Source organism: Dickeya fangzhongdai (genome assembly GCF_002812485.1).
Classification (GTDB): Bacteria; Pseudomonadota; Gammaproteobacteria; order Enterobacterales; family Enterobacteriaceae; genus Dickeya; species Dickeya fangzhongdai.
Window position 1 is genome coordinate 2952175 of the sequence record NZ_CP025003.1, and the last position, 19563, is coordinate 2971737.

Annotated in this window: 20 protein-coding genes; 5 read left to right on the plus strand and 15 right to left on the minus strand. The window is 56.8% G+C overall.

The annotated features are described in order from the left end of the window. Positions 1–78 precede the first annotated feature (78 nt). Positions 79–774, minus strand: a complete 696-nt coding sequence (gene araD / locus CVE23_RS13170) for an L-ribulose-5-phosphate 4-epimerase (RefSeq protein WP_038921017.1) — start codon at positions 772–774, stop codon at positions 79–81. Between the two features lie 330 nt (positions 775–1104). Between araD and osmB the strand changes: the two genes are divergently transcribed. Then, positions 1105–1320: an osmotically-inducible lipoprotein OsmB gene (osmB, locus tag CVE23_RS13175; protein WP_038668285.1), complete on the plus strand. Its 216-nt coding sequence runs from the start codon at positions 1105–1107 to the stop codon at positions 1318–1320. Between the two features lie 83 nt (positions 1321–1403). Here the strand turns inward: osmB and yciH are convergent, their stop codons facing one another. The 5 genes from yciH to pgpB all read right to left on the minus strand — a co-directional run bounded on the left by yciH (position 1404) and on the right by pgpB (position 5104). Then, positions 1404–1730, minus strand: coding sequence for a stress response translation initiation inhibitor YciH (gene yciH, locus CVE23_RS13180; protein WP_100849710.1), 327 nt, complete (start codon positions 1728–1730; stop codon positions 1404–1406). After that, positions 1730–2488, minus strand: a complete 759-nt coding sequence (gene pyrF / locus CVE23_RS13185; RefSeq protein ID WP_049842399.1) for an orotidine-5'-phosphate decarboxylase — start codon at positions 2486–2488, stop codon at positions 1730–1732. Before pyrF ends, yciH begins: the two co-directional genes overlap by 1 nt. A gap of 153 nt (positions 2489–2641) precedes the next feature. After that, positions 2642–3811 (minus strand): lipopolysaccharide assembly protein LapB, encoded by a 1170-nt coding sequence (gene lapB, locus CVE23_RS13190; RefSeq protein ID WP_038919401.1) that lies wholly within the window; start codon positions 3809–3811, stop codon positions 2642–2644. Between the two features lie 11 nt (positions 3812–3822). Then, the gene (locus CVE23_RS13195) at positions 3823–4131 is read right to left on the minus strand and encodes a LapA family protein (protein WP_038919404.1); all 309 of its coding nucleotides are present in this window, start codon (positions 4129–4131) and stop codon (positions 3823–3825) included. A 202-nt stretch (positions 4132–4333) separates the two neighbouring features. After that, the gene (gene pgpB / locus CVE23_RS13200) at positions 4334–5104 is read right to left on the minus strand and encodes a phosphatidylglycerophosphatase B (protein ID WP_100849711.1); all 771 of its coding nucleotides are present in this window, start codon (positions 5102–5104) and stop codon (positions 4334–4336) included. Positions 5105–5359: 255 nt separating this feature from the next. On the opposite strand from pgpB, the gene ribA reads away from it, so the two are divergent. After that, positions 5360–5953, plus strand: a complete 594-nt coding sequence (gene ribA / locus CVE23_RS13205; protein WP_038668276.1) for a GTP cyclohydrolase II — start codon at positions 5360–5362, stop codon at positions 5951–5953. A 58-nt stretch (positions 5954–6011) separates the two neighbouring features. Here ribA and CVE23_RS13210 read toward each other — a convergent pair whose 3' ends face one another. Both CVE23_RS13210 and acnA read right to left on the minus strand, forming a co-directional pair. Further along, positions 6012–7631 carry an ABC transporter substrate-binding protein gene (locus CVE23_RS13210; RefSeq protein ID WP_100849712.1) on the minus strand — a complete coding sequence of 540 codons (1620 nt, stop codon included), beginning with the start codon at positions 7629–7631 and terminating at the stop codon, positions 6012–6014. 404 nt (positions 7632–8035) lie between these two features. Continuing rightward, positions 8036–10729, minus strand: a complete 2694-nt coding sequence (acnA, locus tag CVE23_RS13215; protein ID WP_100849713.1) for an aconitate hydratase AcnA — start codon at positions 10727–10729, stop codon at positions 8036–8038. Positions 10730–11183: 454 nt separating this feature from the next. Between acnA and gstA the strand changes: the two genes are divergently transcribed. Beyond that, the gene (gene gstA / locus CVE23_RS13220; protein ID WP_038919410.1) at positions 11184–11798 is read left to right on the plus strand and encodes a glutathione transferase GstA; all 615 of its coding nucleotides are present in this window, start codon (positions 11184–11186) and stop codon (positions 11796–11798) included. 74 nt (positions 11799–11872) lie between these two features. Here gstA and pdxY read toward each other — a convergent pair whose 3' ends face one another. The 5 genes from pdxY to anmK form a co-directional block, all read right to left on the minus strand. Beyond that, positions 11873–12733, minus strand: coding sequence for a pyridoxal kinase PdxY (gene pdxY, locus CVE23_RS13225; protein WP_038921018.1), 861 nt, complete (start codon positions 12731–12733; stop codon positions 11873–11875). Between the two features lie 200 nt (positions 12734–12933). Next, complete coding sequence (gene tyrS, locus CVE23_RS13230) at positions 12934–14211, minus strand: tyrosine--tRNA ligase (RefSeq protein WP_038669566.1); 1278 nt, start codon at positions 14209–14211, stop codon at positions 12934–12936. A gap of 137 nt (positions 14212–14348) precedes the next feature. Beyond that, on the minus strand, positions 14349–15119 hold the full coding sequence (gene pdxH / locus CVE23_RS13235; RefSeq protein ID WP_225622592.1) for a pyridoxamine 5'-phosphate oxidase: 771 nt from the start codon (positions 15117–15119) through the stop codon (positions 14349–14351). Between the two features lie 97 nt (positions 15120–15216). Further along, on the minus strand, positions 15217–15522 hold the full coding sequence (locus tag CVE23_RS13240; protein WP_049855130.1) for an MliC family protein: 306 nt from the start codon (positions 15520–15522) through the stop codon (positions 15217–15219). A 106-nt stretch (positions 15523–15628) separates the two neighbouring features. After that, positions 15629–16741 carry an anhydro-N-acetylmuramic acid kinase gene (gene anmK / locus CVE23_RS13245; RefSeq protein WP_100849714.1) on the minus strand — a complete coding sequence of 371 codons (1113 nt, stop codon included), beginning with the start codon at positions 16739–16741 and terminating at the stop codon, positions 15629–15631. Positions 16742–17085: 344 nt separating this feature from the next. Here anmK and CVE23_RS13250 point away from each other — a divergent pair, with 344 nt between their 5' ends. Next, positions 17086–17553 (plus strand): outer membrane lipoprotein, encoded by a 468-nt coding sequence (locus tag CVE23_RS13250; protein WP_013318322.1) that lies wholly within the window; start codon positions 17086–17088, stop codon positions 17551–17553. Between the two features lie 411 nt (positions 17554–17964). On the opposite strand, the gene slyA is transcribed toward CVE23_RS13250, so the two are convergent. Then, positions 17965–18402: a transcriptional regulator SlyA gene (gene slyA / locus CVE23_RS13255; protein ID WP_038919414.1), complete on the minus strand. Its 438-nt coding sequence runs from the start codon at positions 18400–18402 to the stop codon at positions 17965–17967. A 173-nt stretch (positions 18403–18575) separates the two neighbouring features. Then, on the minus strand, positions 18576–18815 hold the full coding sequence (locus CVE23_RS13260; protein ID WP_071605209.1) for a DUF1289 domain-containing protein: 240 nt from the start codon (positions 18813–18815) through the stop codon (positions 18576–18578). Between the two features lie 264 nt (positions 18816–19079). On the opposite strand from CVE23_RS13260, the gene gloA reads away from it, so the two are divergent. Further along, positions 19080–19487, plus strand: a complete 408-nt coding sequence (gene gloA / locus CVE23_RS13265; protein WP_038921020.1) for a lactoylglutathione lyase — start codon at positions 19080–19082, stop codon at positions 19485–19487. The last annotated feature ends 76 nt before the right edge of the window (positions 19488–19563 follow it).

Sequence of the window (19563 nt, forward strand, 5' to 3'; positions counted from 1 at the left end):
AGACCAAACCTCATCAAACGAGGTGAAAATATCGTTACGTTCGTCAGCCACGCCACGCACCGACGAACGCTCAGATTCTCACTGCCCGTAGTACGCGTTTTTGCCGTGCTTGCGCAGATAGTGTTTATCCAGCAACGCCGCCTGCATCGGCTCCAGCGCCGGGGTTAACTGGCGCGAGAAAATGCCCATATAAGCGATCTCTTCCAGCACCACCGCGTTATGCACCGCGTTATGCGCGTCGGTTCCCCAGGCGAACGGACCGTGCGCATTGACCAGCACCGCCGGGATATCCTGCGGCGACAGGCCGCGCTCGCGGAAAGTGTCTACAATGACCTGTCCGGTTTCCCATTCGTAGCGACCGTTGATTTCCGCTTCGGTCATCAACCGGGTACAGGGAATCGGGCCGTAAAAATAATCGGCGTGGGTGGTGCCCCACGGCGGCAAATCTTTCCCGGCCTGCGCCCAGATGGTGGCATGCCGGGAATGGGTATGGACAATACCGCCCAGCGATGCAAAAGCCAGATACAACACGCGGTGGGTGTCGGTATCGGACGAGGGTTTGCGCTGGCCTTCCACCACCCGGCCGGTTTCCAGCTCCACCACCACCATATCCTGCGCAGTCATGACGTCGTACTCCACGCCCGAGGGCTTGATCACCATCAGACCACGCTCGCGGTCCACCGCGCTGACATTCCCCCAGGTGAAGGTCACCAACTGATGCCGGGGCAAAGCCAGATTGGCTTCAAGCACCTGAATTTTCAGTTCTTCCAACATCATCCGCCCTCCTGTGTGATTTGCTTTATTCTCACTTCCGGCTACCGGCGCAGGTATGGGCTGAATGGCTGAAAAGCAGGCTGCGTTCTGCTGGGACCACAGGAAAGGGATCGAGCCGACACGGGCTTTTGACAAAAGATGGGCAAACGCCGTCAGGGCACTGTGAATTAAGAGTTTTTCACCTGTTACGGCCCCAGCCGGTAATTATACTGGCAGCCAGGTAACACACAGCAGGTAACCGCGATGTCATAAGCTGACTTCGGGTTACGACAAGATTTTCCATGCCTGCGGTTATGCAGATCATGGAACGAGAACAACAGGAGAATAACCATGCAAATCAATAAAAAATTTACAGCAGCCGTACTGGCTATGGTGATAGTCAGCACGCTGGCGGGCTGCGCGGGCATGAACAAGCGTCAGCGTAATACCGCCATCGGCGCCGGCATCGGCGCACTCGGCGGCGCGGTGCTGACCAACGGCAGCGCGCTCGGCACCGTTGGCGGCGCAGCGGTGGGCGGCGTCATCGGTCACCAGACCACCAAATAACTCGCGCCACAAAATCAAACAGGCTCCCGCGGGAGCCTGTACTGTTTTCACTCTTCAGCCAGCATATCGCGGCGCAGCATGACTTAACCCCCGGCCAGCTTGACCTTCATGCCTTTGGCTTCTAGCAGCAGTTTGAGTTGATCGCGCTTGTCGCCCTGGATTTCGATCACGCCATCCTTCAGCGCGCCGCCGCAGCCACACTTCTTTTTCAATTCCGCCGCCAACGTTTCCAGCGCCGCGTCATCCAGATCGATACCGGTAATCAGGCACACGCCCTTACCCTTGCGTCCGCTGGTCTGACGCTGAATCCGAACAATACCGTCCCCTTTCGGACGGGCCGCTTTTGCTGCGGGCTCATCAATACGCCCGGTTGCGGTGGAATACACCAGACGGCTGTTGTCGTCACGCATTATTGGCCTCCCAGCGAAGCCAGAATAGTTTTCAGCGTCTGGGCTGGCTCGGCAGACTGCGTAATCGGACGACCAATCACCATGTAATCCACCCCGGCCTGCTGCGCCTGCTGCGGCGTCATAATGCGGCGCTGATCGCCCGCATCGCTGCCCGCCGGGCGAATCCCCGGCGTCACCAGTCGGAAATCCGCGCCGCAGGCCTGCTTCAACCGCACGGCCTCATGGGCGGAACACACCACGCCATCCAGACCGCATTGTTGCGTCAGCCGCGCCAGTTTCTCCGCCTGCTCCGCGGGTGACAGGGTAATCCCCAGCCCCTGCAGATCCGCGTCATCCATGCTGGTCAGCACCGTCACCGCAATCAGCAGCGGCGCATCGCTGCCAAACGGCGTCAGCGCTTCACGCGCCGCCGTCATCATACGTGCGCCGCCGCTGGCGTGCACATTGACCATCCACACTCCCAGCTCCGCAGCGGCGGCTACGGCTCTGGCCGTGGTATTGGGAATATCGTGAAACTTGAGATCGAGAAACACCTCAAAGCCGCGTTGTTGCAGGTCCTTGACCAACTGCGGCCCAAACAGCGTGAACATCTCTTTGCCGACCTTCAACCGGCAGTCTTTCGGGTCGATGCGATCGACAAAGTCATAGGCCGCACGCTGATCGGCATAATCCAGCGCAACAATAATCGGAGAACCTGTAACCGTGGTATTCGAAGAGGTGTTTGAGCCGTTCACTGGTATGATCCCGTCGTTAAGCATGAGTGAGTTAAATCATTTCCGCCGCGCATTCTACCCGCCCCTGCCGGTAAATGCCAAACCGCGCGATAGCCTGACCGACGCGCCGGGCGGCAGGCTCATTAGTATGTTGTAACTAACAAGCCGGACGACAAACCACGACGCACGACGGGGAGTCTATTCCCCGTCCAGCCCCCGGATAGGTTTCACGCTGGCCCAGGTGCGACAGGAAGGGCAATGCCAGTAGAGCGACTGCGACGTGAAGCCGCATTTGTGACAGCGATAGCGCGGTTTGGACTGAATCTGCTCGCCAACCATGTTGCGCAGCACCAGCAGGCTTTCCTTAGCGCGGCCATCTTCCGCTTCACGCTGGTGGTAATCGATCAACCGATGGAACACCCGCATGGTGGGATGACGCTGCAACTGGCGGGTGACGTAAGTCTGGGCCGATTCGCTACTTTCGTACTGTTCGAGCACATCAGCCATCATCAGGTCCGCGGTGGAACCGCTTTTCTCTTCAACGCAGCGACGCAGAAACGCCGCCCAGTTTTCCGGCTGCTGTAAGTGACGATAGCACTCCTGCAGCATTGGCAGCGTTTCACTGACCAACTCCGTATCCTGCTCCAGAACCTGCTGCAGCACGGCGACAGCCTGGGCATAATTTTGCTGCGCCATATAGATACGCCCCAGCATGATAGACACGCGGGCGCACTGGTTATCCGCAGCGGAGGCCTTTTTCAGCATCGCCATCGCCTTGTCGAGATCATCGCTGCCCATCGCCTGTAGCGACTGCTCGCAATAGAAATGGGCGATTTCGCTGCGCAACTGCGTTTTGCCCAGTTTGACCAGTTTTTCGGCGGTATCGATGGCGTTCGGCCAGTCGCTGGTGGACTGGTGAATCTGCAGCAGTTGCTGTAACGCACTGACGCGAAAGTCTTCTTCGTCTACCAGTTGTTTGAAGATTTCTTCGGCGCGGTCGTACAGCCCGGCAACCATGTAATCGCGCCCCAGTTGCTGCACCGCCAGCAGTCGCTGTTCAAAACTGAGGGAAGCGCTTTCGGTCAGCGCCTGATGAATGCGGATGGCGCGATCCACCTCGCCGCGCGAGCGGAACAGATTGCCGAGGGTCAGGTGAGCTTCGAAGGTGTTGCTGTCATCCTTGAGCATGTCGAGGAACAGCTCGACGGCCTTATCCTGCTGGTTGGACAACAGAAAGTTAACCCCGGTGACGTATTCGCGCGACAGGCGGTTGGTTTCGTCCTGTTTGTCCTGCTGTGCACTCCTGCGCCCCATATACCAGCCATAGGCGGCGGCAACCGGCAGCAACAGAAACAGCAGTTCTAGCATGGAAGCGATCCTTAGTGGGTAGCTGACTCAGCGGAGGGGGCGCTGCTGGCGTTCTCCGGGGCAGGCAGTTGCTGCTCAAGACGTTTGATTTTACGTTGTTCGCGCCCCAGCGCAATGCGCAGACGCAGATAAAACAGGCCGCAGATCACCCAGCCGAGCGCAAAACCGGCGGCAAATAGCGTCGCCAGCAACGTCGACAACCGGTATTCCCCCTGCGCCAGCAGATAGTTGAAGGTAATAACCTGATCGTTATGCGCTCCCAGCGTGATCGATACGATGAATACCGCCAGCACCAGAAAAAAAATCAGCATATATTTCACGTTCGCTTCCTGTGATATCGCCTTAAACGGATGAATTATGCCAAATTTCGGCAGTGAACCCTATTAACTTAACATTTCCTCATCGGAGGGGAAACGCTAACGGGAATAGCGGAGGGAAAAACGGATGACGGCGCACAGCGAGCGATGTGCAGAAGGATGTCGGACCAACGCCGGCATCCTTCTGTTCGACGAACGTGACCGCTCAGGCGTCCGGGCGTGCAGGCTTGTGATAGGTTGCGGCCTGCGGCACAGCGGCGGCGAACAACGGACCACACCAACGCTGCGCCAGCCACACGGCAACCACCGCCAACCCGGCGCTAATCAGGGTGGCGGTCGCCAAATCCTGCGGCCAGTGCATCCCCAGCGCCAGTCGGCTGCCGATAACACTGTTCGCCCACAAGATAGTTAACAATACCGTCACATAATGACGTCGGGTCCACAGCAATCCTACCGCCAGCAACGCCCAGGTGGCGGCAAACATGGCATGACCGGACGGGAAAGAATAATCAGCCTGTTCCTGCCAATGCTGACGCTGCCACGGCGGCAGTTGTGATTCCTGCTGCAGTTGCTGTTCCAACAGGCTGGCGCGCGCGCTGGCCGGCAGTGAATAAAAATAGCGGTCATCCACCTGGTGCGCCTGTTCCAGCCAGACTACGAACGGCCGGGCTTCCTGCGTCCAGTTTTTCATGACCGATTTAACGCCCTGCCCCAGCGCCACGCAGGCGAGCAGTATCGCTACCAACACCAACGCCGGGCGAATACGCACCCGCAGCAACCATAAAAACCAGGCCGACAACACCACGCTGGTCAGTATTCCCCAGGGCGCCGACACGGTTTCCGTCATCCAGAACAAGGGCTTAAGCCACCACCCCGACACGGTCGGCTGCCACTGCCATCCCGTCGTCCAGACCAACACGGGCAACACCATCAATGATATTGTGCCAATCAGAATGCGGCTGACCAGGTCGTGCATTATTTCTCCCTATAATTCAGCAGGATATTAGAACAAAATTTTCACAATTTTATCAAAAAAGGGGACATCAGTTGTCAGTATGACGTAAAATACTTGTCAGTTATGTCAACGACACCACGATTATCCCGAATCATTCAGCCACCGGTCAGCGAACGGCTGACCACCCCGCTGCCGGGGTTATAGCCCGGTGACGTCGATACGTAATTCTCTTCCTGTGAGGAACGGGAATTCATCATTTATGCGTTGGAGATTAACATGCAGCTAAAACGGGTGGCGGAAGCCAAACTACCCACCCCGTGGGGCGATTTCCTGATGGTAGGATTCGAGGAAACGGCGACCGGGCGCGATCACCTGGCGTTGGTTTATGGCGATATTTCCAGTCCCGAACCAGTACTGGCCAGAGTACACTCTGAATGTTTGACCGGTGATGCACTGTTTAGCCTGCGTTGTGATTGCGGTTTTCAACTGGAAGCTGCCCTGAATCACATTGCCGAAGAAGGACGCGGCGTACTGCTGTATCACCGTCAGGAAGGGCGCAACATCGGGCTGTTGAACAAGATCCGGGCTTATGCCTTGCAGGATCAGGGCGCCGACACGGTGGAAGCCAACCATCAACTGGGCTTTGCCGCTGACGAGCGTGACTTCACGCTGTGCGCCGACATGTTCAAACTGTTGAACGTGGAAGCGGTACGTCTGCTCACCAACAACCCGAAAAAGGTGGCGATCCTGAGCGAAGCGGGCATCAACATCGTGGAACGCGTGCCGCTGATTGTCGGCCGCAACCCGAAAAACGAGCATTATCTGGCGACCAAAGCGGCCAAGATGGGCCACCTGCTGGACACCGAATAAGTATCATCACCAAATACGTGCCATCTCGCCAGGCGGTCGCCCGCCTGGCGTGTCATCATCAATGCTTGATAATGTAAATATCCTTACTGTAGTAATCCCCTTTCAAATCGGGTTGGAACCCGCCCACATACGGCTTCACCATCTGGCTGCGCACGTAGTAGTAAATCGGGATCAGCGGCATCTGCTGTTGCAGGATAGCCTCCGCCTGATGATAGAGTTTGCTGCGGTCATCCAGCGACGACGCTTTCACCGCTTTATCCAGCACCTCGTCATAGGCTTTATCATTGAATTTGCCGGTGTTGTTGCTGTCGTTGGTGCGCAGGGTATCGAAATAGGTCGTCGGCTCGTTATAGTCGGCGCCCCAGGAGCTTCTCACCACCTCGAAGTTGCCGGTACGAGAGGTATCCAGCAGCGTTTTCCATTCCTGATTCAACAAGGTGGCTTCCGCGCCGAGATTCTGCTTCCACATTGACGCGGCGGCGATGGCGATCTTCTGGTGCGATTCGGAGGTGTTGTACAGCAACTGGAATTTCAGCGGATGGCTGTCGTCGTAGCCCGCTTCCTTCAGCAATTTTTTCGCTTCTGCATTGCGCTGCTGCTGCGTCCAAGCGGCCCATTCCGGCTGGTTGCTGGTATAGCCGGCCATACCGCGCGGCACATAGTTATAAGCCGGCACCTGGCCTTGCCCCAGCACCTTGTCGGCAATCACGCTCTTATCCAGCGCCAGATCCAGCGCGCGTCTGACTCGTGCGTCATTAAACGGCGGTTTCTGAGTATTGAAGCGGTAGAGGTAAGTTGAGAGATAAGGCGTGACTTTCACTTCATTCGGCAATTCTTCTTTCAGCGATTTAAACAACTGATTGGGCATAGTGTAAGTCGCGTCCACTTCCCCGGCTTTATAGCGGTTCACTTCGGCGGTGTTGGAGACAATTACCAGATACGTCACCTTGTTCAGCACGGTGTGGGCATTATCCCAATAGTTGGGGTTACGCTTGGCGGTGATGCGCTCGTTAACCACCCACTCGGAGGGAATAAACGGGCCGCTGCCGACAAAATTGGCGGTCTGGGTCCACTTGTCGCCGAATTTCTCAATCGCCGCTTTAGGGACGGTGATCATCACATAGTGATCCACCATCGGCAGAAAATAGGACAGCGGCTGATCCAGCGTTACCTGTACGGTCTGTTTGTCCAGCGCCTTGATGCCCAGTTCCTGCGGGCTCTTTTTGCCGTCGATGATGTCGGCGGCGTTCAGCACATGCATACTGCTGACATATGTTTGGTACGGCGACAATGTTTTGGGATCCACCAGACGCTGCCAGCTGAACACCACGTCATCGGCGGTGATCGGGCTGCCGTCCGACCATTTCAACCCCGGGCGCAGATGGAAAGTCCAGACCTGGTTATCTTTATTTTCCCAGCGATCCGCCAGGCCCGGCATCACGGAGCCGTCATCGCGCACCGACACCAGTTTTTCGAAAAAATCGTGGATCAGGTTACCTTCTACGTCGCTTTCCACTTTATGCGGGTCCAGCGACGCGGGTTCAGAACCGTTGGCGCGCACCAGTTCCTGTTTATCCGCCAGTTGTACGCCGGCAGGCACCACAGCCGCCTGTACCGAAACCGCAGTAAGGCTCAATACACCCAGTATTGATGCCAGCCAACCCTTGTCTATCGTCATTCCTTGCTCCTCTATCCCGCCATACTTCAGGTTACAGGTGCGTTGGCTTGGTGACTCGCCTTCTCAGGTCCGCGTTCAACGCTGCTTCCCCCACTCACGTCTGTCGCCAACTCACGGGGGATTCGCTGCGTCGCCGCGTTACAAAGCTTGTAATGCGCCTTGCCCTGAAGGACCAACGCATATGCTGCTCAAAACGCGAGCGTTTTATCCTACAACTCGAACTATTTGGGGTGTGATAATTTTATGTTATGAATCATGGCATTAAGCCATGAAACACTAATACTGCATCCGGACGGTCAGTACAAGTGCACAATGCACAATTCCCGTGGCACCGCCACAATGGCAAAAAATCAGCCCCCGGATGGAGGCTGATGGTAGACAGAAGACAGGGGGCCGTTCAGGCGTCAGGCATGCGGCGAATCACCAAGCATACGGCGAATAACGTAGTGCAAAATGCCGTCATGGCGGAAATAGGTTAGTTCGGTGGCGATATCGATACGACAGCGGGTCTGAATAATCCGCGACTCGCCATCCGGTCGGGTGATCGTCACCGCAACCGTCGCCCCCGGCGTCAGGTCTGACAGATCAAGGACCTCAATCCGCTCGTCGCCGGTCAGGTGTAGCGTTTTGCGGCTTTCGCCATTCAGAAACTCCAGCGGTAAAATCCCCATCCCAATCAGGTTAGAACGGTGAATACGCTCAAATGACTCGGCAATCACCACCCGTACGCCCAGCAGGCGCGGGCCTTTGGCTGCCCAGTCGCGGCTGGAACCCGAGCCATACTCCTTCCCGGCGATCACCGCCAGTGGTATGTGCTGCTCGCGGTAGCGTACCGCCGCGTCATAGATCGTTGTCACCTCCTGCGACGGCACATGCCGGGTGAAACCGCCCTCTTTGCCTGGCACCATATCGTTGCGGATGCGCACATTGGCAAAGGTGCCGCGCATCATCACCTCATGGTTGCCGCGCCGCGCGCCGTAAGCGTTAAACGCCGGCGGCGCGACGCCCTGATCTTGCAGATAACGCCCGGCCGGGCTGTCAGGCCGGATGCTGCCTGCGGGCGAGATATGATCGGTGGTGACCGAATCGCCCAGCATCGCCAGAATGTGCGCGCCGCGAATATCCTGCACCGGCGCGGGTGTTTTCTGCATATCGTCGAAGAACGGCGTACGCCGAATGTAGGTAGAGTCCACCGGCCAGTGGTAGGTCTGCTCCTCGCCCACCTCAATTGCCTGCCATTCGGGCGTGCCATCAAACACCGACGCATAGGCTTTGCTGAACAGCCCGGCGCTGACCGTCTGTACCGTATCCGCCACCGCATCGGCAGACGGCCAGATATCGCGCAGATAAACCGGCTGCCCCTGCGCGTCCTCACCCAGCGGATCGCGGGTCAGGTCCAGGGACATGTTCCCGGCCAGCGCGTAGGCCACCACCAACGGCGGCGAGGCCAGCCAGTTAGTTTTCACCAGCGGATGAATGCGCCCTTCAAAGTTACGGTTACCGGACAACACCGCCGCCACGGTCAGGTCATCCTCACGAATGGCGCTTTCGATGGCTTCCGGCAACGGCCCGGAATTGCCGATGCAGGTGGTACAACCATATCCCACCAGATGAAAACCCAATTGCGCCAGCGGTTCGGTCAACCTGGCCAGTTCCAGATAGTCTGACACCACCCGGGAGCCGGGCGCCAGCGAGGTTTTCACCCAGGGTTTAACCTTCAGCCCGCGCGCGACGGCATTCCGCGCCAGCAATCCCGCCGCAATCAACACGCTGGGGTTCGAAGTATTGGTACAGGAGGTGATGGCGGCGATCACCACCGCGCCGTGCGCCAGCCGCGCTGGCTTGTCCTTTTCCTGCGCTGCCGATGCGGCGGTCGCCCGGTTTTCCGTCGTTAACTCCAGTTCCCGACTGGCGTTGAACGCACCCGGCGCCTCGGCCAGCGTCACCCGGTCCTGTGGCCGTTTGGGGCCGGCCAGGCTGGTTTCAACGCTCGCCATGTCCAGTTCCAGCACACTGCTGAAACGCGGCTCATCGCCCGGATGACGCCATAAGCCCTGCTCGCGGCAATACGCCTCCACCAGCGCGACCTGCTCGTCGCCGCGGTTGGTCAGCCGCAGGTAATCCAGCGTGATGTCGTCGATCGGAAAAAAACCGCAGGTAGCGCCGTACTCCGGCGCCATGTTAGCCAGCGTGGCGCGATCCGCCAGCGGCAGATGGTCCAGACCGTCACCGAAAAATTCGACAAATTTCCCCACCACGCCGTGCTGGCGCAGCATCTGGGTCACCGTCAGCACTAAATCGGTGGCGGTGATGCCTTCGCGCAATTTGCCGCTCAACCGCACCCCGACCACATCGGGGATCAGCATCGAAACCGGCTGACCCAGCATCGCCGCTTCCGCCTCGATACCGCCGACGCCCCAGCCCAGCACGCCAAGCCCATTGATCATGGTGGTGTGCGAATCGGTGCCGACCAGCGTATCCGGGTAAGCCAGCAGCACATCGTCCTGCTGCCGACTCCAGACCGCCTTCGCCAGATACTCCAGATTGACCTGATGGCAGATACCGGTGCCCGGCGGTACTACGCGAAAATGCCGAAAGGCTTTTTGTCCCCAGCGCAGAAAAGCGTAACGCTCGTGGTTGCGGGTCATCTCCAGACGAGTGTTTTCCACCAGCGCGTGTTCATCGCCGAAATGATCCACCGTGACCGAATGGTCGATGACCAGATCCACCGGCGTCAACGGATTCACCCGGCTGACCTGCCCGCCCAGCCGCTGCACCGCGTCGCGCATCGCCGCCAGATCCACCACCGCCGGCACGCCGGTAAAATCCTGCATCAGCACTCTGGCGGGATGAAAGGTGATTTCGCGGTCCGCATGACCGTCGCGCTGCCAGTCCGCCAGCGCCTGCAGATCGGCTTCCTGCACCGTGTCGCCGTCCAGATGGCGCAGCAGATTCTCCAGCAGAATCTTCAACGACTTGGGTAGCCGATCAAGGTTCCCCAGCCGTTGCGCCGCCAGCGGTAAACGCCAGTATTGGTAAGTTTGCTTGTGGACCGTAAGGGTAGCGAGACAAGCATCACGATAAGATTGAGATGACATGATTTCTCCCCGACAGGCAACCTGCACGGCGGACACACGTCAGCGAACGCCACACAGATATGGCTGCAAAATGATCAGATGGCTAAAAACCATCGGTGTTGCATCGCCTTACGGCGATAGGTATCGCTTATTTAAAGATAACACAAACTGTGATTAACGCATTTGCAACATATTGGATAGCAAGATAAGCCACACGCGAGAGTGAATATTCCCGCGATGCAACCGATAACAACAGAAAGGAGACAGTTTATCCCTGGACAAGGATGTCGGGAGAAAGCGATGGCCCGGCAGTACGTTGATTTCACAGCACTCTTATCTTGCGATGCCGCGCACAGCCAGCCCTACTGATTTATTGCAATATGATTTACACGATCGTGTGAAAACGTTTACCGTTGTTAACACCTTTACCTGACACTGCGACTCACCGCAAAGACGTTTACTGAAGGAATGGCGAATGAAACTCTATTACAAACCGGGAAGTTGCTCACTGTTTCCTCACATTATTCTGCACGAGACCCGGACCAAGTTCACGCTGGTGAAAGTCGACCTGCGCACCAAAAAAACCGAGCAGGGAGATGATTACCTGCTGATCAACCCGAAAGGCCTGGTGCCGGCGCTGGCGTTGGATGACGGCACCATTCTGACGGAAACCATTGCCATCGCCCTGTATCTGGCGGACAAAGCACCGCAATACAATCTGATCGCGCCGTCCAGCACGATTCATCATTATCGCGCCATCGAGTGGCTGGCCTACATCTCCACTGAACTGCACAAGTCCTTCACGCCGCTGTTCCGCCCCGGCACGCCGGAGCTGTACAAAGATTTGCTGAAAAGCTATCTGGAGCAACGTTTCCGCTATCTGAACCAGGTATTGAGCGAACACGACTATCTGGTAGGCAACCGCTTTGGCGTCGCCGACGCCTACTTGTTCACCATCTGTCGCTGGGCGCACGATCTGAAATTCGACCTGATTCAGTTCCCGGCGCTGACGGCTTATCTGGAACGAGTATCCGGGCGGCCGGCGGTGGAAAAAGCGCTGACGGCGGAAGGGCTTGACGTCAAATACTGACGCCCCCTGATAGCAGGGTACAAGACAGAGGAACACAACGGGACGCCACGCCCCGTTGTTGAGCTGATGGTCGTTTAGAGACGAACGGCCTGGAAATGATGGCGTGGCTGCACAATGCCATCCTGTGCCGCCACCAGTTGCAGTTCGTACTGCTCCATTTCTTTCGTCACCAGCATCACTTCATAGACCGCCGCGGTGGTATGTTCCAGCGCTTTTTCCGGCGCAACGCCTTTCAGCAGATTCACCAGCAGCAGACCGCTGGTCAGGTCGCCCACGCCAACCGGCTGGCGCGGCCCGAAATCCACCAGCGGACGCTGGATATGCCAGGCATCTTCCGGCGTCACCAGCAGCATCTCAAAGCTGTCCTTGCTGGCGGCAGCGCGGCTCAAATGCTTGACCAGCACCAGCTTCGGCCCGCGCCGGCACAGCTCGCGGCTGGCCTGCACCGCCTCATCCACCGTATGCACGCTGCGGCCGCTCAGCAGTTCCAGCTCCGGCAGGTTGGGGGCAATCATATCGCTCGCCAGCAGTGACTGATTACAATGAAAATCGGTCACGCCCGCCGGTACGATACAACCTTTTTCCGGCGTCCCCATTACCGGGTCGCAGAAGTAGATGGCGCGCGGATTGGCGGCTTTCACCCGGCGTACCACTTCCAGAATATGCCCGCCCTGCTCCGGCGAACCGATATACCCGCTCAATACTGCATCGCAGTCCTTCAGATGATCGATATTACTGATGCCCTGAGCAATCTCGGTCAGATGATCGGCCGGCATCACGCAACCGGTCCACTGACCATATTGGGTATGGTTGGAAAATTGCACGGTATTCAACGGCCAGACATTCACGCCCATCCGGCGCATGGGAAACTCCGCCGCGCTGTTGCCGGCATGACCGAAAACCACGTGAGACTGAATCGACAGTATGTTTTTCATGAAAGTGACTACCCTTGCCTGCTCAAATGCGATGTGCTTGTTTTTATAAAGCAGCTTGCTATAAAACCGCGTGTTGCTTTTGTTGCGCCGCTCGGCGCGTAACCGATACGGCACTATCCGGTGTTGTCGGCCCGTCGCCCATCATGGTGGGGAACGCGCCTAAAAACAAAGGGAGCATTTCGCTCCCTTTGATGGATCAATCAGTCTTTCCAGCAGACCAGACAATAGTTTTTCTTGCCCCGGCGCAGCAGGGTGTAACGGCCGAACAGACGGTCGGCGCCCGTGAAAGCGTATTCCGGATCTGACTGCTTCTCGCCGTTGATAGTAATGGCGTTGGAAGCGATGGTCTTGCGCGCCTGTCCACGGGAAGGCTGCAATTCGGAATCCACCAGCGCCTGCTGCAGGTCAGCGCCTGTCGCCAGCTCAACCATCGGCACGCCGTCCTGCGCCAGCTGCGCGAAATCCGCTTCGGTCAGGTCGCTCAGGTTGCCATTAAACAGACTCTGGGTGATGCGCTTGGCCGCGGTCAATCCCTCTTCGCCGTGCACCAGACGGGTCACTTCTTCCGCCAGCACATACTGAGCGCGCGGCGCCACGCCGCTGTTCTTGTCTTCCTCTTCCAGCGCATTAATCGTTTCAATGTCGAGGAAGGTGAAGAATTTCAGGAACCGGTATACGTCAGCGTCAGCGGTGTTAATCCAGAACTGGTAGAATTTGTACGGGCTGGTTTTCTTCGGATCCAGCCATACCGCGCCGCTTTCGGTTTTGCCGAACTTGGTGCCGTCAGACTTGGTGATCAACGGAACGGTCAGGCCGAATACCTGTTTCTGATGCAGACGGCGGGTCAGGTCGATCCCGGAGGTGATGTTGCCCCACTGGTCGGAACCGCCAATCTGCAACTCCACGCCGTGCAGCGCGTTCAGCGAGGCGAAGTCATAGCCCTGCAGCAGGTTGTAGGAGAATTCGGTGAACGAAATACCCACATCGTCCCGGTTCAGGCGCTGTTTGACCGCTTCTTTGTTGATCATCTGGTTGACGGAGAAGTGCTTGCCGATATCGCGCAGAAACGTCAGCACGTTCATGGAGCCGAACCAGTCATAGTTGTTGGCCGCCACGGCGCTGTTGTCGCCGCAGTCGAAATCCAGGAACGGCGCCGCCTGACGGCGGATCTTTTCCACCCACTCCTGCACCGTATCTTCGGTATTCAGCTTACGCTCGGCGGCTTTGAAACTCGGATCGCCGATAAGCCCCGTCGCGCCGCCCACCAGCGCCACCGGTTTGTGACCGGCCATCTGAAAGCGTTTCAGGCACAGCAGTGGCACCAGATGTCCCAAATGCAAGCTGTCGGCAGTCGGATCAAAGCCGCAATACAGTGCAATTGGCCCCTGCGCCAGTCGCTCTGCTAACGCGCCCTCGTCCGTTACCTGGGCCACCAGGCCCCGCTCTTGCAATTGTTGAATCAGATTGCTTGCCATCAAAGTCTCCATGTATAAACGACTGCACCTTTGCCGGTACACGACTTTTCGCCTCTTTGGCGAAAGAAAAATTCAGGGTGACATAGAATAAAGCGCCGACACCGGGAGTGCCAGCGCTTAGCGCAACAAATTCCGGTGATTTAGGGCGCCAGCCGGTCGATTGTCCAGCCATCGCTCTCGCGCTGGTACAGAAAACGATCGTGCAGGCGGTGCTCGCCGCCCTGCCAGAATTCCATCGACTCGATAGTGACGCGGAATCCGCCCCAGAAACTCGGCAGCGGAATCTCGCCCTGCTGGAACTTTTGCTTCATCTCGAAGAACTTGCTTTCCAGCATGCTGCGGGCGGAAATGCGGCTTGACTGTTTTGAAACCCAGGCGCCGATCTGGCTGTCGCGCGGCCGGCTGTGGAAATACTTCATCACGTCCAGCATCGGCAGTTTTTCCGCCTTGCCCAGCACGATGACCTGACGCTCCAGCATGTGCCAGGGAAACAGCAGGCTGATACGGGAATTCACCGCCAGTTGCTGCGCCTTGCGGCTGCCCATATTGGTATAGAACACCATGCCTTTTTCATCATAGTGTTTCAGCAGCACGATACGCTGATAAGGCTGGCCCTGCTCGTCGACCGTCGCCACACACATCGCGGTAGGATCCGCCAGTTGCGCTTCGCAAGCCTGCTTTAGCCAGCGTTCAAACAGGTCGAGCGGGTTGTCGGTCAGATCGTGGCGACGTAGCCCGCCACGGGTGTACTCGCGCCGTAAATCGGCGATATCGATAGCGGCGATGTTTTCACCGGAAGTAATGTTTTCACCGGAAGCAATATTTTCACCGGAAGCAATATTTTCACCGGGCGCGATCGCAACGCGGTTTCGGGTGTCAGGGGTGTGCGCGTCATCGTGTTCTGTGGTCATGAGGTCCTGCCGTTGCCTAACCGGGCGAGAAATAGAGAGGACTCATTCTGCGCTCGCGTCGCCAAAATCTCAACGCCCGCAACGGCATGGACACGGATTACTTCAACACACAATCATTGACGATGATTCTATCGCCCCGCACGATAAACGCCTGATTTCCCTTACTCCAGAAAGCGTATCGGTCATCGCTGTAACGCGTGCCCGACGCGGCGGGCACCTGAGGCAGCGTGTGAGATTCGCCATCCAGCAGGAAAGTCACGCTGTCGCTCTGCGGGCCGGGGTTCAGGGTGACGGTGAGCGGCATGGTGCCGCACTGGTAGTGCAAGGTCTGCGGCTTCGCGGCCGGCATTAAGTAAGCGCAGCCGCTTAACAGCACTACACCGGCAATCAGCAGTGGTTTCATTCTATTTTTCTCCTGTTATTAGCGGATCCCGGCATCCCATCCAGATAAATCCAATAACGGAGCAGTCTATCAACAGACCGCTGACGGACCTCTCGGCAAAATCCGATTACACGATCATCGCCGGATAAATGGCGCCCAGTACGGTTTCTCGGCTGGCGCCGGTCACGGACGGCAAGTTGCCCGGCAACCCCGACAGGGTGCGGAACGCCAGCCAGGCGAACGCCAGCGCCTCCATATCATCGCCACGAATGCCGAAATTGTCGGTCGCGCTGACCTCAATGCCCGGCAGACGCGCCGACAGCTGACTCATCAGCAGCGGATTGCGCGCTCCGCCGCCGCATACCAGCACACGTTCGCAGCCGCCGGTCAGCAACACTTGCCCGGCGATGGTTTCCGCGCTCAGCGCCACCAGCGTGGCCTGCACATCTTCCGACCGCAGACGAGGAAAAGCCGCCAGTTGTCTTTCCAGCCACGTCAGATTGAAATACTCGCGTCCGGTGCTCTTGGGCGCCGGTAAGCCGAAATAGGGATCGGACAGCATGTGGCTCAGCAACGCGTTATCCACCTGGCCGGTTAACGCCCAGGCGGCGTCTTTATCGTACGGCTGCGCCCGGTTGCGCCACACCCAGGCATCCAGCAGCATATTGCCCGGTCCGGTGTCATAGCCTTTTACCGGGCGCCCCGGCACCAGCACCGAAATATTGGCGATCCCGCCGATATTCAGCACAATTCGCCGCTCCACCGGATGCTGCAACAGCGCGCGATGGAACACCGGCACCAGCGGTGCACCCTGCCCGCCCAACGCCATGTCGCGGCGGCGAAAATCGCCGACCGTAGTGATGCCGGTCACCGCGGCGATACGGTTGCAATCGCCAATTTGCATGGTGCAAGGCGCGTCGCCGTCCGGCTCATGCCAGACCGTCTGTCCATGACAGCCAATCGCGGTAATCTCGCTCGCGCTCAACCCGGTCTGGCGCAGCAGCGCCTGTACTGCTTCGGCAAACAACGCCCCGAGCCGGGTATCCAGTCGCCCTAATTCGGAGAGCGTCACGGCCTGCCCCTGGTTCATGCTCAGTATCGTCTGGCGAATCGCCGGCGGAATCGGGTGGCAATAACTGGCTTGCTGTGCGACGGTGTGCTCATCGATGGCGGCCAGCACCACGTCGACACCATCCAGACTGGTGCCGGACATCACACCAATATATCTTCCAGACCTCATCGGATTACCTTTGTTTTGTAAAATGACCGTCTGTCACGAAATGGCCTCAAATGACCAGGCGATTCAGGCGCGTTGTCGGTATATTGGCTTTAGATTTTGTCTTTTTTGTCAGACTGATGCCAGCGTAGGTAAAAAATCGCCATTTGACACGGTTTTTCAGAAAAAGCGGGATTCACAGGGAACTTTATAGCGCGTTTATTATCAATTTAGGCGCGCTATTCTATCCTTAACATCAATTGAAACAGTAGAATGGTGCGTTCGACCACACCATGATGTGACAATAGATAATTCGTCGGCTTAGGCTGCGCCCCCGACACAGACACAGCTATAACAGGAGTCTTTCTATGATGAAACGTTTTCTCGTGATCACTTTAGCAGGTATCACACTGGCTGGCTGCGCCAATACCAGCACCCTGTCAGGAGACGTTTACAGTGCATCCGAAGCCAAGCAGGTTCAGACTGTAACCTACGGCACCGTTGTCTCCACTCGTCCGGTACAGATTCAGGCCGGTGAAGACAGTAACGTCATCGGCACCCTCGGCGGCGCCGTACTGGGCGGGCTGGTCGGTAATACCGTCGGTCGCGGTACTGGCCGTAATCTGGCGACAGCCGCAGGCGCGGTTGCCGGTGGCGTTGCCGGTAACAGCATTGAAGGCGCGGTCAACCGCGTTCAGGGTGTAGAGCTGGAAATCCGTAAAGACGACGGCAGCACCATCATGGTGGTGCAAAAACAGGGCGATACCAAATTCCACGCTGGACAACGTGTGGCAATGGCCAGCAACGGCCGTTCCATCACCGTCTCTCCGCGCTAAGATTCGATTATCAATCACCACCCGCCGGGTGGTGATTGTCTAATGTCATCAATTCGGCTCGATATATCCAGATAACCATCATTCACGCCATATACTTGTCATATTTCGAGTTGCAGGTACGCTGACTTTATTACTCAGCCCATCCGTGGGCCTCGCCCTTAGGGGCCGCGACAAGCCACATTCAACCCTGCTTCCGGCGACGTTGCCGTTCATCCCAGTCATTTACTTATGCAAGTTCCTGAGAATTTGACTGATCGCCGCGTTGCAAGGCTCATAATGTGCCTTACCCTGAAGGGCCAACGCTTTGTATTGTTCAAAACGAGAGCGTTTTATCCTGCAATGCGAATTATTTAAAGTATATGTTGCCTGGAATTCGAATTCGCCCGCCAAAACATTTACTTTTTCTATTAATTAAGACTGACTCTCATGTAATGCCAAAATGTTTTTTTCCAGCCGGGAGATAATAGTGGCCAACTCATCCACTTCTTCCGGGGTAATACCATTTAATATTTCGCTGCGTGTCTGATCAATAACGTCATTAACAGCCTGAATGATAGGATCCGCCATATCTGTTAGCAGAATACGCTTGGCGCGTCGGTCGTGGGCACAAATGTGCCGGGTAATTAACCCCTTGTCTTCAAGCTGATCCAACGTACGCACCAGCGAAGGCTGTTCTATTCCTATCGCTTTGGCTAGCTGAATTTGGGACTGCCCCGGAGGCAGTTGGTGAATATTATGCAGCGTGACCCAGTGCGTCTGCGTGAGTTCCAGAGGCTTTAATCGATGATCAATCAAAGCGCGCCATACACGAACCAACCGGGCTAAATCAGAACCTAACGGCAATTCCATCACTTCTCCTTATAGTTAGCATACTAAGCAACTTCCCTGGATTGCAATCAACTCTGATTTAAAACGAAAGTCTAATAAAAAATGTCTTATTGTTATCAATCTATTCTAGCAAATAATAATTAATTAAAAATGATCTTGAACTTAATTTATATCATTAAATATCACCATACCGGTTAAAACAAGGCTGGCTGATCCGGCTCGGAGGGCGCTGAATTTTTTTCACTTCGCTGCGAACGTTTCATCCTTTGCCGACACAAACGCAGCACATCCTGTTTTTGCGCATCGCTCATCGTTCCCCAATTAAAGCGCTCGCTGCGGCTTCGAAAACAACCACGACAGAAGCCCCGGTCATCCGCCTGGCAGATACCCCGGCAAGGGTTGGGAACAGGAAAAAGTTCGAGCTGCTCAGCCACAGGACCTCCTCATCTGACGTCTTTATTGAAACCTTGATTGCCGTCACTGGCAAGCTTTCCGTAACGTTAGCGCGCAATTAACTACTATTTTCCCGCTTATCACGTCTTTTTTTCAGCAACCGCGCCTGAAAAGCGGCGCCCGGCCACAGGTTTGGACTCCCCCCGGCAACGACGTTATACTCAGGCCCTGTTATTTCAGGCGGTAACGGAACACAACCGATATCGCCCATGACGGTTAACCCACTGATCAAAATAGGGGTCATTATGCGTTTACTTCATACCATGCTACGCGTTGGCGACCTGCAGCGCGCTATCGATTTTTACACCAAGGTACTGGGCATGCGCCTGCTGCGCACCAGCGACAATCCGGAATACAAATATTCTCTGGCATTTGTCGGCTATACCGAGGAAAGCGAAGGCGCAGTGATCGAACTGACCTACAACTGGGGCGTGGAAAGCTATGACCTGGGCACCGCCTTCGGTCACATTGCCTTGGGCGTGGATGACGTAGCAGGCGCCTGCGAACGTATCCGTCAGGCCGGCGGCAAAGTTACCCGTGAAGCAGGCCCGGTCAAAGGCGGCACCACTGTTATCGCCTTCGTTGAAGACCCCGACGGTTACAAGATCGAGCTGATCGAACGTTCACAGGCCGGTCAGGGACTGGGCAACTGATCATCCCGCCTTTGCTGTCCAGGTGCCGACAGGCGCCTGTCTTTCGGGGGAACGGTTATTCGCCGTCATGCACGGC